11 protein-coding genes, 2 pseudogenes, 1 riboswitch and 1 other annotated feature are annotated in these 14,231 nt (G+C 43.6%); of the genes and pseudogenes, 4 read left to right on the forward strand and 9 right to left on the reverse strand.

Annotated features, from left to right (window positions below; all coding sequences use genetic code 11):
* Nucleotides 1-8: 8 nt before the first annotated feature.
* The 5 genes from hisH to hisG form a co-directional block, all read right to left on the reverse strand.
* On the reverse strand, nt 9-623 hold the full coding sequence (gene hisH, locus KJB05_RS11520; protein WP_208446363.1) for an imidazole glycerol phosphate synthase subunit HisH: 615 nt from the start codon (nt 621-623) through the stop codon (nt 9-11).
* Nucleotides 624-649: 26 nt separating this feature from the next.
* Entirely contained in the window at nt 650-1,723 is a 1,074-nt protein-coding gene (gene hisB / locus KJB05_RS11525) for a bifunctional histidinol-phosphatase/imidazoleglycerol-phosphate dehydratase HisB (protein ID WP_005389832.1), read from the reverse strand.
* Between the two features lie 71 nt (nt 1,724-1,794).
* On the reverse strand, nt 1,795-2,835 hold the full coding sequence (gene hisC / locus KJB05_RS11530) for a histidinol-phosphate transaminase (protein WP_208446362.1): 1,041 nt from the start codon (nt 2,833-2,835) through the stop codon (nt 1,795-1,797).
* A 12-nt stretch (nt 2,836-2,847) separates the two neighbouring features.
* Entirely contained in the window at nt 2,848-4,140 is a 1,293-nt protein-coding gene (gene hisD / locus KJB05_RS11535; RefSeq protein WP_208446361.1) for a histidinol dehydrogenase, read from the reverse strand.
* Between the two features lie 5 nt (nt 4,141-4,145).
* The gene (gene hisG, locus KJB05_RS11540) at nt 4,146-5,042 is read right to left on the reverse strand and encodes an ATP phosphoribosyltransferase (protein WP_208446360.1); all 897 of its coding nucleotides are present in this window, start codon (nt 5,040-5,042) and stop codon (nt 4,146-4,148) included.
* Nucleotides 5,043-5,094: 52 nt separating this feature from the next.
* Nucleotides 5,095-5,233: a sequence feature (His leader region), on the reverse strand.
* 362 nt (nt 5,234-5,595) lie between these two features.
* Here hisG and txr point away from each other — a divergent pair.
* Nucleotides 5,596-6,552, forward strand: a complete 957-nt coding sequence (gene txr / locus KJB05_RS11545) for a sigma-54 dependent transcriptional regulator (RefSeq protein ID WP_208446359.1) — start codon at nt 5,596-5,598, stop codon at nt 6,550-6,552.
* Between the two features lie 292 nt (nt 6,553-6,844).
* Here txr and tet(35) read toward each other — a convergent pair whose 3' ends face one another.
* Nucleotides 6,845-8,446, reverse strand: a complete 1,602-nt coding sequence (tet(35), locus tag KJB05_RS11550) for a tetracycline efflux Na+/H+ antiporter family transporter Tet(35) (RefSeq protein WP_208446358.1) — start codon at nt 8,444-8,446, stop codon at nt 6,845-6,847.
* 109 nt (nt 8,447-8,555) lie between these two features.
* A riboswitch (Lysine riboswitch) is annotated at nt 8,556-8,736 on the reverse strand.
* Between the two features lie 601 nt (nt 8,737-9,337).
* Between tet(35) and KJB05_RS11555 the strand changes: the two genes are divergently transcribed.
* Nucleotides 9,338-9,745: an H-NS family nucleoid-associated regulatory protein gene (locus KJB05_RS11555; RefSeq protein ID WP_208446357.1), complete on the forward strand. Its 408-nt coding sequence runs from the start codon at nt 9,338-9,340 to the stop codon at nt 9,743-9,745.
* 136 nt (nt 9,746-9,881) lie between these two features.
* On the opposite strand, the pseudogene KJB05_RS11560 reads toward KJB05_RS11555, so the two are convergent.
* Nucleotides 9,882-10,292: pseudogene (locus KJB05_RS11560) on the reverse strand (inosine/guanosine kinase); the annotation flags it as partial.
* Between the two features lie 105 nt (nt 10,293-10,397).
* Here KJB05_RS11560 and KJB05_RS11565 point away from each other — a divergent pair.
* Nucleotides 10,398-11,606: an IS4-like element ISVsa5 family transposase gene (locus KJB05_RS11565; RefSeq protein WP_001352368.1), complete on the forward strand. Its 1,209-nt coding sequence runs from the start codon at nt 10,398-10,400 to the stop codon at nt 11,604-11,606.
* 12 nt (nt 11,607-11,618) lie between these two features.
* Here KJB05_RS11565 and KJB05_RS11570 read toward each other — a convergent pair.
* Both KJB05_RS11570 and KJB05_RS11575 read right to left on the reverse strand, forming a co-directional pair.
* Nucleotides 11,619-12,524 (reverse strand): annotated as a pseudogene (locus KJB05_RS11570) (inosine/guanosine kinase); the annotation flags it as partial.
* A 116-nt stretch (nt 12,525-12,640) separates the two neighbouring features.
* Nucleotides 12,641-12,910: a hypothetical protein gene (locus tag KJB05_RS11575; protein ID WP_005437209.1), complete on the reverse strand. Its 270-nt coding sequence runs from the start codon at nt 12,908-12,910 to the stop codon at nt 12,641-12,643.
* Between the two features lie 190 nt (nt 12,911-13,100).
* Here KJB05_RS11575 and mnmA point away from each other — a divergent pair, with 190 nt between their 5' ends.
* Nucleotides 13,101-14,225, forward strand: a complete 1,125-nt coding sequence (gene mnmA / locus KJB05_RS11580) for a tRNA 2-thiouridine(34) synthase MnmA (RefSeq protein ID WP_208444138.1) — start codon at nt 13,101-13,103, stop codon at nt 14,223-14,225.
* The last annotated feature ends 6 nt before the right edge of the window (nt 14,226-14,231 follow it).

Genomic DNA, 14,231 nt, shown 5'->3' on the forward strand with positions numbered 1-14,231 from the left:
AATCCCTTTTATAATTCTAAGAAGTTTTGAATAAGCTTCGCGCCCGCTTTTGAAGAACGCTCAGGGTGGAATTGCACGCCGTAGTAGTTACCGCTTTGTACTGCTGCTGTGAACGGGTTGCCGTACTCGCATTCCGCAATCGTGTAATCCCCAACAGGCATTGCAAAGCTGTGCACGAAGTAGAAGTACTCACCTTCTTCAATACCTTTGAAAAGTGGATTACCTGCTTTTGCAGACACTGTATTCCAACCCATGTGCGGCAACGGCAAATCGCCAGTTTGTAGTAGCTTCACTTCGCCATCACAAAGCCCAAGACACTCAACCAACTCGTCGGCTTTCTGCCCTTTCTCTTGAGACACTTTGCTCAACAGTTGCATACCTAAACAGATACCTAACAACGGCTTTTCTACCTGTTTTACCAAGCTGATAAGATCGCGTTCTTCTAGGTTCTTCATCGCTTCGCTGGCAGTTCCCACGCCCGGTAGGAATAGCTTGTCTGCCGACAATACAACTTGCGGATCTTTTGAAATTGTTACGTCATAGCCTAGGCGTTCAATAGCAAACTTCACTGAAGAGACGTTGGCACAGCCAGTATCGATAATGACAACTTTCTGTTCTGTCACTGTTTTTCTCCTTGCTAAGGTTAGCCTTAAAGTACGCCTTTACTACTTGGTAGCTCAGTGCCTTCTACTTTGATTGCTTGGCGCAAAGTACGACCAAACGCTTTAAATAGACTTTCAATAATGTGGTGATCATTGTTGCCCGCTGAAGACAGGTGCAGCGTACACGCTAATGTGTCAGTCAGAGAACGGAAGAAGTGAACTACCATCTCTGTTGAAAGATCACCCACTTGCTCACGACTGAATTGCGCGTCGAACTTAAGGTAAGGACGACCAGATAGGTCTAGTGCACATTGTGCCAAACACTCATCCATTGGAAGGCTAAAGCCAAAGCGACCAATACCACGCTTGTCACCCAGTGCTTCTTTTAACGCTTGACCCAATGCTAGAGCGGTATCTTCCACTGTGTGGTGATCATCAATGTGCAGGTCACCTTCCACTTTGCACACCATTTGGAATCCACCGTGCGTCGCGATTTGATCCAGCATGTGGTCAAAAAAGCCAAGACCTGTAGAAATATCGTTACCGCCTTGCTCGTCAAGATTAACGAATACTTTAATGTCTGTTTCTTTTGTGGTGCGAACGACTTCAGCAACACGCGCCTTCACCGTCAGATCTTTGAGGATCTGTTTCCAGCCCATGGTTTCTGGGTTGTATTGAATGCCACGAATTGCCATGTTTTCTGCAAGTTGAAGATCGGTTTGACGATCGCCAATCACAACAGAGTTTTGGAAATCCACTTTGCCACCTTGAAGGTACTCTTTTACCAAACCCAATTTAGGCTTACGGCAAGAGCAGTTATCTTCATCGAAGTGAGGACAAATCAGCACGTCATCAAACTTCACACCTTGAGATTCAAAGATCTCCATCATCATGTTGTGTGGTGCATCAAAATCAGCTTGTGGGTAGCTGTCAGTACCCAAACCATCTTGGTTCGTAACCATCACTAAACGGTATCCTGCATCCTGCAACGACAACAGGCTTGGAATAACAAATGGCTCTAGTTTTAGTTTGTCTAAACGGTCTACTTGAAAATCAATCGGCGGCTCAACAATTAAGGTGCCATCACGATCAATAAAAAGGATTTTTTGTTGTTTGCTCACTCGGGTACTTCCTTATTGCTATTCTTTTGGCGCTCCCGCTATTGAGCGAGAGCGATTAATTTTGTCTCTACTTATGCGTAGTAGTTTCTAATAAATCCAAGCGTTTTTTCACACTCGTCACGGTTACCAACACTGATACGTACGCAGTTCTCAATTGGCGAGTTACGCAAAATAATGCCCGTATCCCAAGCCGCTTTGAAAAGATCATCGCCATTCGGGAATTTCACCAATAGGTAGTTCCCCCACCCTTCAAACACTTCCAAACCCGGAATCATTGAAAGGCCAACTTGCAAGTAAGCACGGTTTGCATTCAGATCAAGAACTTGGAACTTCGCTCGCGCTAAACCAGCTTCCGAAAGCGCCTGAGTCGCAATTTCTGCCACTGGAACCGGGACTGGGTAAGGTGCGATAACTTTAAGAAGTACATTAATCAGCTCTTCGTTCGCAAGCGTAAATCCACAACGCAGACCAGCAAGCGCGAAAGCTTTCGACAGAGTACGCAAAATCGCAAGATTCGGGTATTGCGCCAGTAGGTCTACCGTTGACGCTTCTGGACAAAAATCGATGTACGCTTCATCCATCACCACGATTGCACGGTCTTTTGTCATCTCAAGCAGAGACACAATGTCCTCACGCTTAACCAAGTTACCTGTTGGGTTGTTTGGCGAACATACAAAAACCAGTTTCACGTTATCCAGATTAGCTTCGATACCTGCAAGGTCCAGTTGCCAATCTGACGTTAGCGGCACGGTTTTACGCTCTATACCTATAGTTTCTGCACTGATGGCGTACATACCGTAAGTCGGTGGACAATAAAGAATCGCATCTTCACCCGGCTCACAAAAAGCACGAATCAGTAGTTCAATGCCTTCATCTGCTCCGCGAGATGTTAGTGTTTGCTCTGGTTTCACACCCGCATAGGCTGCGTAAGCAGAAATTAGTTCTTTCGGCTGACATTCGCTGTAACGATTGAGACGAGCAAAGTCTGTTTTGTATTCATTGTTGAATGGCGATTCGTTAGCATTTAGCCATACGTCACCGGTACCACCAATTCGGCGAGCCGATAAATAAGGGGTAAGTTGTTGGACTTGTTTACGCGCTAGCTTTTCCATCTCATTGTCCTCTTACTTAGCTGCTAGTTTTTCTACACGGATCGTCACTGCACGTTTGTGTGCATCCAAGCCTTCCGCTTCAGCCATAGTGACCACTGTAGGGGCAAGGTTCTTTAGACCATCAGCAGATAACTCTTGAATCGTCATACGCTTAGAGAAGTCCGCCAAACCTAAGCTTGAATACGTGCGTGTGTAACCGTAAGTAGGAAGAACGTGGTTAGTACCCGATGCGTAGTCACCTGCTGATTCAGGCGACCAATCACCAAGGAAAATAGAACCTGCGTTGTCTAATAGAGGCAGAAGCTCGCGTGGGTTCTTAGTCTGAACAATTAAGTGCTCAGGACCGTAGTAATTCGAAATGGAAACCGATTGAGTCAGAGACTCGGCAATGATGATCAAGCTTGAAGCCAATGCTTGCTCGGCGATGTCCGCACGAGATAGCTCCTTAAGCTGACGTTGAACCGCATCCGTCACTTGATCCGCAATCACAGGAGAAGGGGTCACAAGTACCACTTGAGAATCAGGACCGTGCTCTGCTTGGCTCAACAAATCCGCAGCGATAAAATCTGCATCTGCAGTTTCATCGGCAATTACAAGCACTTCAGACGGGCCTGCAGGCATATCAATCGCAGCACCGCGGAAATCATTGCTAACCTGACGTTTTGCTTCTGTCACATAAGCGTTACCTGGACCAAAGATCTTATCAACTTTAGATACAGTCTCTGTGCCGTAAGCCATTGCAGCGACCGCTTGACCACCACCGACGTTGTACACTTCATCAATGCCGCATAGTTTTGCTACGTACAGAATCTCGTCAGCGATTGGCGGTGGAGAACAAAGCACCACTTTACGACAACCTGCAATTTTTGCAGGAACGCCGAGCATTAGAACAGTCGAAGGCAATGGCGCACTACCGCCAGGAATGTACAAACCCACTTTTTGAATTGGACGCGTTACCTGCTCACAAAGGACACCCGGCTGAGTTTCTACTTTAATTGGTTGTGGCTTTTGTGCTTTATGAAACTTCGAGATGTTTGCATAAGCTTGCTCAAGCGCACCTTTCATCTTTTCAGAAAGGCGAGCAGACGCCTCATCGATTTCTTGCGCTGATACACGAATGGATTCCGGCTTCACACGGTCAAACTTCTCAGTCAGCTCCAATAATGCAGCATCACCTTCTTTGCGAACTTTTGCGATTACTTCAGAAACCGCAGCAGTGATGTTTGCGCCTTCTGCTATTGCCGGACGTTCTAGAATCGAGTCTTGTTGAGTTTCACTCAGCGATTGCCATACAACTGTTCTCATTGCGATTACTCCATCATTTTTTCAATTGGTAGTACCAGAATTGAGCTCGCACCCAGTTCCTTTAGCTGTTCCATGGTTTCCCAGAACAGGTTTTCAGTACTTACCAAATGAACCGCAACTTTTTGCTTGTCAGCAGACAGAGGTAATACCGTTGGGTCTTCTGCGCCAGGAAGTAGAGCTTTGATTTGGTCTAGCTTCTCAGCTGGTGCGTGTAGCATGATGTACTTAGACTCTTTTGCTTGTTGTACGCCTTGCATACGAGTCAGAAGTTTTTCGATGAGCGCTACTTTATCTGCATCAAATTCGCCGGTGCGTTGAATCAGTGTCGCTTTTGATTTGAAGATGATTTCTGCTTCTTTAAGGCCGTTCGCTTCCAACGTCGCACCAGTAGAGACTAAGTCAGCGATCGCATCAGCAAGACCAGCGCGAGGTGCCACTTCTACAGAGCCTGTCAGCATACATGTTGAGAAAGGAACGCCCGCTTCATCCATGTAAGCTTTTAGCAGTTGCGGGTATGTGGTTGCGATACGTTTGCCCGCTAGATCTTGAGGACCGTTGTACTCCTCGTCTTTATTGATTGCGATAGACAAACGGCAGCCACCGAAATCAAGACGACGAAGTTGAACAAATTCACATGGCTCGCCGAGCGCTTTACGATCTAGACGAACTTCTTCCAGTTCATTTTCACCGATAAAGCCAAGGTCAACTACGCCATCCATAATCAGACCAGGGATGTCGTCGTCACGAACCAAAAGCAAATCAATTGGCATGTTCTCAGAGTGAACCACTAGACGCTCACCCATTACGTTGAATTTCACACCACACTTTTTCAGTAGAGCTTGGCTCTCTTTACTTAGGCGGCCTTTTTTCTGAATTGCGATTCTTAAGCGTTGTGCCTGCATTACTTTATCCCTGTGCAAATTCGATAATTTGAATATTTTATAAACCAGTAAAACTAAAAAACCCTCGAGAGATGTTGGTCTCCCGAGGGTTTGAAATCTGTTTTCACTTTGATTTTCACCTCCGGGAGTTTCCTATCTCCCGGGTATGCGTACATCTCCCGAAAGACTAGGCTGGGTGATGATGGTGATGAATGTTCATTACAAAATTACGCATACTTATTTAAGGCTCGATTGTGTTGCTTCGTTAAAGACCACACTAACCAAGGATTAATTTTTTTTCAACAACGAATTTGCACTTTTCCTAATATTTTTATTATCCAATTGATTTTGTTCACTTTAATTTTCATTTCAATCATCAAAAATGCATCAAGCAAACTCATTTATGCCATCAATTTGTTATAAAAAAATGGCGTAGTACTAAATCTTCCAAAAACAACCGTTTAAAATCCTTCAAATAGCACTATTGAGACCTTTCTCAATAGTGCTACACATTGCTCAATTTTGAGACTGTGTTCGTTACTAAACTTTGTGTGGGGCATAAAAGTGAAGAACAATGAAAGAGCAAAAATGCGAAGCTACGTTACATAGACCTTCTTTGGATGCAGATCCGTTACTTCCTCTTATCGGTAATAGCACTTGCATCAGTGAACTACGTAACAAACTCAAAAAATACGCGCAATGTGATGCGGAAGTACTCATCCAAGGTGAAACTGGAGTGGGCAAAGGTATGTGCGCTCGAATCATTCACGAGCTTTCCTGCCGACATACAGCCCCATTTGTTGAAGTTAACTGCGGAGCAATCCCTAGTGGACTCATCGCATCAGAACTCTTCGGGCATGAGAAAGGAGCGTTTACGGGTGCAATTTCAGATCGAATTGGCTTCATTCAAAAAGCGAACAAAGGGACTCTGTTTCTCGACGAAATCGGCGACATGCCACCAGATTTACAAATACATTTACTTCATTTTTTAGAGAGTAAACAAATTCACAAAGTAGGCGCAGATAGAATCATTGATGTTGATTGCCGAGTTATTGCAGCCAGTCATGTGGATTTAAAAAGTGAGGTAATACAAGGAGAGTTCCGAGAGGATCTATTTTACCGACTAAACATACTACCGCTTACTATTCCCCCACTTCGAAAACGCGGGCAAGACACACTCATGCTTTCAGAGCACTTTTTAGAAATGCTATCCAATGGCAAAGTTCAAAGTATGTCATCAGGAGTGCAAAAAAAATTACTGAAACATAAATGGCCAGGCAATGTAAGAGAGCTTCGCAACGTCATTCAAAGAGCCATTGTAATGTGTGAAGACAACACACTTCATATCGCCGATCTCGGCTTAGATAATAGCGAACGACAACTCCTTCCTTCTGTCGAACAAATTGACTTAGATTACTTACTAAAAGCAATCGAGGACAACAAGCACAACATGAGTGCCGCGGCGAGACATTTAGGTATTTCTCGAACCACACTCTACCGTCTAATCAAGAAATATAACCTGCCCATCTAACAAGCCTACATGGTGTTAAATTTCGCTAGAACTGTAACGTAACAGTGTGTAACAGGTGAATTGTTAATTATCATAGAGTTAGCTCATCGCGTTAAAACCTCAAATTAAAGTTCCTTATAATTCATGAAGTTAAAATAGGCACACCCTTTGCTTATATTCCTTTGCTTACATTGATGTGGACTTAATAGGTTATCCCCAAAACGCGATTTGCCCCCCTCACCATAAATCGCGTATAAAAAAAGCTCCGCTAGCAATAGCGGAGCTTCCTCTTTTATACGCTTAATAAAGCTAACTACGCGTTCTGGCAGGATGCCATTTTAGACTTCGATAGCCACGACAGAATCGCACAAACGATAACGAAAGTGATCGATGCTGCGATGAAAGAGAACGCGATCGATGCAGTCATACCCAGCGTGATAAAGCCAATACATGACACAAACGCCACTGATAATGCATAAGGTAGCTGCGTCGATACGTGATCGATGTGGTTACAACGTGCACCAGTCGATGACAAAATCGTCGTATCTGAAATTGGTGAACAGTGGTCACCGAATACCGCACCAGCAAGAACCGCACTTAGCATCGGTAGCATTAGCGCTACGTCTGTTGCGCCAGCCATGTCACCCGCGATTGGTAGCATGATACCGAACGTACCCCATGAAGTACCTGTTGAGAACGCCATTAGGCCAGACAACAAGAATAGGATAACTGGTAGCCAGTGCGGGTTAATGTTGCCTTGTGCCATTGTAGATAGGTAAGAACCTGTCTTCATGTCACCGATAACAGAACCGATAGTCCAAGCAAACACTAGGATTAGGATTGCACCAAACATTGATTTAGCACCAATCCAAAGCGTACGTGCAATCTCTACCATTGGTATGCCTTGCTTAATTACAGTGAACAATGCCACTGCAAGACCAAGCAAACTACCGTAAATAAGAGAAGTACCAACATCCGTGTTCTCAAACGCACCTAGAAGCGCAAATTCTTTACCATCTGCTGCTAGTGCTTGACCACCGGTGTAAAGCATCGAAGCGATTGTAGCAATGATAAGCGTAACAATTGGAAGTACTAAGTCAGAAACCTTGCCCTTCTCGCTTTCGCGAATATCTAGCTCTTCGTTCAGTTCATGCGCTTCTTGAGTATCGTTTTCTTTATCTTTGTCAAAACCGCGACCTTGAGAAGCTGCGATTTCGTGCTCACGCATCTTACCAATGTCTAGACCAAACCACGCCACTGCAAATACCATTAGTAGAGCAAATACCGCGTAGAAGTTCATAGGAATAAGACGAACGTAAGCACCAAGAGCAGAATACTCAGTGATACCGTGTGACACCAAGATGCCGCCGATAATAGTAATGATGTAAGCACCCCAGCTAGAAGCAGGCATGATCACACACATTGGTGCCGCGGTTGAGTCAAGGATGTACGCAAGTTTAGCGCGAGACACATAGAAACGGTCTGTCACTGGGCGAGAGATCGAACCAACAGCAAGACTGTTAAAGTAATCGTCGACAAAAATGAACACGCCAAGGAAGGCTGCAAGAAGTTTAGAGCCGCGTTTACTTTTCACTCGTGTTTGCGCCCACTCAGCGAAAGCTCGAGTACCACCAGAAAGTGTTAACAGCGCAGTGGTCATTCCCAATAGGATAAGGAAGCCAACAATACTCATGTTCCAAGTGTTGATACCACCGTCTTCAATAAAGACAGAAGAAACTTGAGAACTTACATAACCTATCGTGTTACCGATAGACCAATCGTTAAGTAGAACCGCACCAAGTACGATACCTACACCAAGAGAAACTAAAACACGTCGAGTTAGAATCGCCAGCGTCAGCGCGACAATAGGCGGTAATAACGAAACAGGAGAATGTGCAAAATCTATTAAATTCATGATCTTCAAAAACCAAAGTTTGGCTAGAGATCTACTGCAGACAAGTCACGTAGCATACGATACGTGCTCATGTTGAACTTAGCGACAGGGAAGCGAACACTTCACCCAACCCTACAGTAGCGCTCCATAGTTTAATGTAAATATACTATGGCAGTGTTGTTCCTTTCAGAGACAACCCCAGCAAGTGGTTTCGATAGGCCACTTACTTCGGCAATCTTCGCCTTCCACTATTATTCATTGGCATCACCCCAATAATAGCTACTCTTCGAGACTGCACCTCTACGGCAACAACAAACTTTTAACTGCTAATTGTACAAATTAGCAACAAATTATCTGCAATATTGCATCAGGTGACAGTCATTGTACCTATGAAGCCTCCCAATGCAACACATCAAACTAAATTAAATGAATAAATAATCGAGCTTTTGATTTATAAATGAAATGTGATCCAATCATACATTGTGCAACTGCAATCGCTTCAACCTTGATGTTTATGAAACTTTATTACTACTATTAAATTCGCCATAGTTTTACGTGCAACAATAAATGAAAGAAATATGACGATACGAACATTCGATAGCTCGTCCTTTTCTGTCAGAAAAATGGAAATTTAATTCAAGCTATAAATAAACATGATGGTGATCGAGAAAAAGACAGTATCTATAAAGTAAAAAGTGTTAGAAATGGCTAATTAGATTTCAATTTGATTAATTAATATTGTTGATTAGCGAAAAAACTAAAGAAATTTAATCTAAATCATGAATTAGCATTTGCACATATGAGAAAGATAAAGTTAAATATAAGGACTCTATGTTTTAATTCTAGTTTCGCATTTAATTTATCGTCTCGATAAGCAATGTCGAACCTTTTAACCTATTAATAGGAATCGTTATGTCAGAGCTGACTAAAACACTTCTAAATATCCGTAGCCTTCGTGCATTTTCTCGTGAGCTGACTCTAGAACAGTTAGAAGAAGCTCTAGATAAACTAACTATCGTTGTTGAAGAGCGTAAAGAATCAGAAGAAGCAGACCGCGCAGCACAAGCTGAGCAAGAAGCAAAACTAGCTGCTATCGCTGAGCAAATCGCTCAAGACGGTATCGACGTTGAAGCACTAATTAGCGCACTTGCTGGTGAAACAAAAACTAAAGCAAAATCTAAACGCGCTCCTCGCCCTGCTAAATACAAATACACTGACGTTAGCGGCGAAGAAAAAACTTGGACAGGTCAAGGTCGTACACCTTCTGCAATCCAAGAGCAACTTGATGCAGGTAAATCTCTAGACGATTTCCTAATCTAATAAAAGATTTATGAATTTTAAAAAGGTTCCCAATGGGAACCTTTTTTATTTATCTATAAATAGATACAAAAATGGCGCATTCGAAATGCGCCATTTTTTCACTTATGTGCAAAGTTGGGTAATTCAACAGAATGAATTAACGTTCCCAGTATGCCTCTTCCAAGCTATCTTCACGCTCAGGAAGACCACGTGAAAGACGTGGAGAATGCTGCACTAACACTTCGTAACTTGCTCGGTTCGCGTATTTACAAACTTGAGAGAACGAAGAATAAGTTAAATACTCATTGCTGTGCTTACTTGAGTTAGGCACATTTTCTTTGTGGTATTTATTTGCTGCCATATCGTGAAGAACCGCAGACAATGCTGCATCACCTGCGCCATTGGTGTTCTTAATTTTTTCAGGACCACCCATGTATGGAGAGATATGTGAATATACTTTAATTGCATTTTCACATGAGTCTTTCTTAGCAGGGCGGCTAAATTCAAAACGGTTAAATTCAGCAATAGAACCAGGAAGCAGTGGCAATGAAGTTTCACGCTTAGCGCTGATGAATCCCCTAATGATTTTTATCAAAATCATTAAGTTAAGGTAGATACACATCTTGTCATATGATCAAATGGTTTCGCCAAAAATCAATAATCAGACAACAAAATGTGCGAACTCGATATTTTACACGACTCTCTTTACCAATTCTGCCCCGAATTACACTTAAAACGACTCAACAGCTTAACGTTGGCTTGCCACGCCTTACTTGACTGTAAAACTCTCACTCTTACCGAACTTGGCCGTAACCTGCCAACCAAAGCGAGAACAAAACATAACATCAAACGAATCGACCGATTGTTAGGTAATCGTCACCTCCACAAAGAGCGACTCGCTGTATACCGTTGGCATGCTAGCTTTATCTGTTCGGGCAATACGATGCCCATTGTACTTGTTGACTGGTCTGATATCCGTGAGCAAAAACGGCTTATGGTATTGCGAGCTTCAGTCGCACTACACGGTCGTTCTGTTACTCTTTATGAGAAAGCGTTCCCGCTTTCAGAGCAATGTTCAAAGAAAGCTCATGACCAATTTCTAGCCGACCTTGCGAGCATTCTACCGAGTAACACCACACCGCTCATTGTCAGTGATGCTGGCTTTAAAGTGCCATGGTATAAATCCGTTGAGAAGCTGGGTTGGTACTGGTTAAGTCGAGTAAGAGGAAAAGTACAATATGCAGACCTAGGAGCGGAAAACTGGAAACCTATCAGCAACTTACATGATATGTCATCTAGTCACTCAAAGACTTTAGGCTATAAGAGGCTGACTAAAAGCAATCCAATCTCATGCCAAATTCTATTGTATAAATCTCGCTCTAAAGGCCGAAAAAATCAGCGCTCGACACGGACTCATTGTCACCACCCGTCACCTAAAATCTACTCAGCGTCGGCAAAGGAGCCATGGATTCTAGCAACTAACTTACCTGTTGAAATTCGAACACCCAAACAACTTGTTAATATCTATTCGAAGCGAATGCAGATTGAAGAAACCTTCCGAGACTTGAAAAGTCCTGCCTACGGACTAGGCCTACGCCATAGCCGAACGAGCAGCTCAGAGCGTTTTGATATCATGCTGCTAATCGCCCTGATGCTTCAACTAACATGTTGGCTTGCGGGCGTTCATGCTCAGAAACAAGGTTGGGACAAGCACTTCCAGGCTAACACAGTCAGAAATCGAAACGTACTCTCAACAGTTCGCTTAGGCATGGAAGTTTTGCGGCATTCTGGCTACACAATAACAAGGGAAGACTCACTCGTGGCTGCAACCCTGCTTACTCAAAATCTATTCACACATGGTTACGTTTTGGGGAAATTATGAGGGGATCTCTCAGCGCTTAGCGCTTTCTTCAGTGTAACCCGCCATAAACAGGCCTACAGGACCAGCAGTACAAAGAACCAGATCAGCCCACTCAAGCGTCTTATCTGAAGCAGCTAGAGGATCAGACTCACCCGTTAATGCTTCTGCTTCGTCTTCGTTCATTGCAACAACAGAAACATTGTCACGAATGAATTCTTGCCAGAATGTTGGATCATCTTGAATAACGAATTTAGTACCTAGCGTTAATACCACTGGTACATCATGTTTCTTCGCGTATTCAATAGCACGCATCGTTGCTTCCGGCATTGGGTCGCCTTCTTTACAACGAACAAGGTATGCAGTAAGAACTAGAGCAGATGCGCTCTTGAAGATCTTCTCAGGGATATTGTCTGGGTGAAGTTGGTTCATTTGACCTTCGCTGATTGCGAAAGTACGTTCACCATCTTCGGTAATCAGAGCAAAACAACGACCGATTGCACCATCAACGCCTTGTAGGTAGTTCAGGTCCATACGGCTAGATGTGTTACATAGGTAGCGGTAACCGTAGCTGCCGATTTTGATATCTTGGCTCATTACGCCCAGAAGTGTTGAGCGGTCATCGGCCAACACTGAGTAGTTGTGCAGCGTATTACCGATCGTACCGCCTGCATACTCATTGGTAATAAGGCATTCTGCTTTTAGCTGCTGGTACAAAGCTTCTGCTGTTGCGTCATCAATAACCAACGAGTGTCCTTTACTCAAACCGTACTTTTCAATCACATCCGTTGTCACTTTCGCTTCAATATCAACCAGCGTTTGATCAATGCCGATGATGTGAGTGCGCGTCATCTTTTTGCTTTCTTGTGCTTGGCTCACCAATGGGTCACGAGCATGAACAGGAAAATAGTGCTTGGATTTGCGTTGTCCAGGAAATTTCATATTGTTAGTCTGAGTAAGGGATGAAAAGGAGAACGGATTCTATACCGCCGTTATTAAAGCAGCAATAAAGGCAATTATAGCAAACGTTTGCAGTCTGCTTTTTTCTTTCAATCGGCCTATTCGCCTTCCATGAAACCCAAATCTGGTAATTGATCAAGGTGCTCACTGTAGCGTTTAAGGTTGAATTCACCTTCGTTTTTCATCACGTCGAAAATCTCAATCGACATTGCACATGCCATCATCGCAACCGCATCTTCACGCGGTGTACCTGTCATCATTAAACGCATCAGGGTTTCTTTTACTTTGAGCGGATTGCCATCTTCTAGCTGATTTTCAACAATTTCAATCAACTCACTTTCTTGCATAAATTGGTTTTCTTCAGTCATTTGCTTTTTCCTCTTGGATTTTTGCCAACTATGCCATATATAACCCTTCTATACTTATCGAATTTAACCCTCACCTTCGCATTTGGATAAATTTAAGCCAAAATCGAAGTGTGATTTCGATCTCGGATCTGTCACCGGTCAGTGGATTCTGGTAGAATCTGCGTCCCGTTAATTTTAGTGGTGTTTAGTAATGTCTGATAACAGCCAAAAGAAAGTCATCGTCGGTATGTCCGGCGGCGTTGATTCATCTGTTTCTGCGTATCTTCTAAAGCAACAAGGCTATCAAGTAGAAGGCCTGTTCATGAAGAACTGGGAAGAAGATGACAACGAGGAGTATTGTACAGCAGCAGAAGATCTTGCTGATGCTCAGGCAGTATGTGACAAGCTAGGCATTCACCTACACACCATCAACTTTGCTGCTGAATACTGGGATAACGTATTTGAGTACTTCCTTGCAGAATACAAAGCAGGTCGTACACCAAACCCAGACATTCTTTGTAACAAAGAAATCAAGTTCAAAGCATTCCTAGAGTTCGCTGATGAAGTGCTTGATGCGGATTACATTGCAATGGGTCACTACGTGCGTCGCTCTTTCCCTGAGAACGGTGAAAAACCACAGATGCTACGTGGTCTCGATAGCAACAAAGATCAAAGCTACTTCCTGTACACATTAAGCAACGAGCAAATTGCACGTAGCCTATTCCCTGTTGGTGATCTAGAGAAGCCAGAAGTACGCCGTATCGCAGAAGAGCAAGACCTGATCACAGCGAAGAAAAAAGACTCTACGGGTATTTGTTTCATCGGTGAACGCAAGTTTACAGAATTCCTAGGTCGCTACCTTCCAGCTCAACCAGGTAACATCGAAACACCGGAGGGCGAAGTGATTGGTCAACATCAAGGTCTGATGTACCACACACTTGGTCAGCGTAAAGGTCTACATATCGGTGGCCGCAAAGGCGGCGGTGGTAACGAAGACCCATGGTTCGTTGGTGAGAAAGACCTGAAACGTAACGTTTTGATTGCCGTTCAAGGTAAAGACCATCCAATGTTGAAATCAGAAGGTCTACTTGCATCACAACTTCACTGGGTAGATCGTGAGCCAATTCGCGATGTTATGAAGTGCACAGTGAAAACTCGTTACCGTCAGGAAGATATTCCTTGTACAATCATCCCTATCGATGATGAAAACATTAAAGTGATCTTTGACGAGCCACAAATTGCTGTAACTCCAGGTCAATCAGCAGTGTTCTACAAAGATGACGTGTGCCTAGGTGGCGGCATCATCGAGCAACCCATTAAATATTCTCAAGCTTAGGAGTCG

Origin of the sequence: Vibrio sp. B1ASS3 (assembly GCF_905175355.1) — a bacterium.
Taxonomy (GTDB): Bacteria; Pseudomonadota; Gammaproteobacteria; order Enterobacterales; family Vibrionaceae; genus Vibrio; species Vibrio owensii.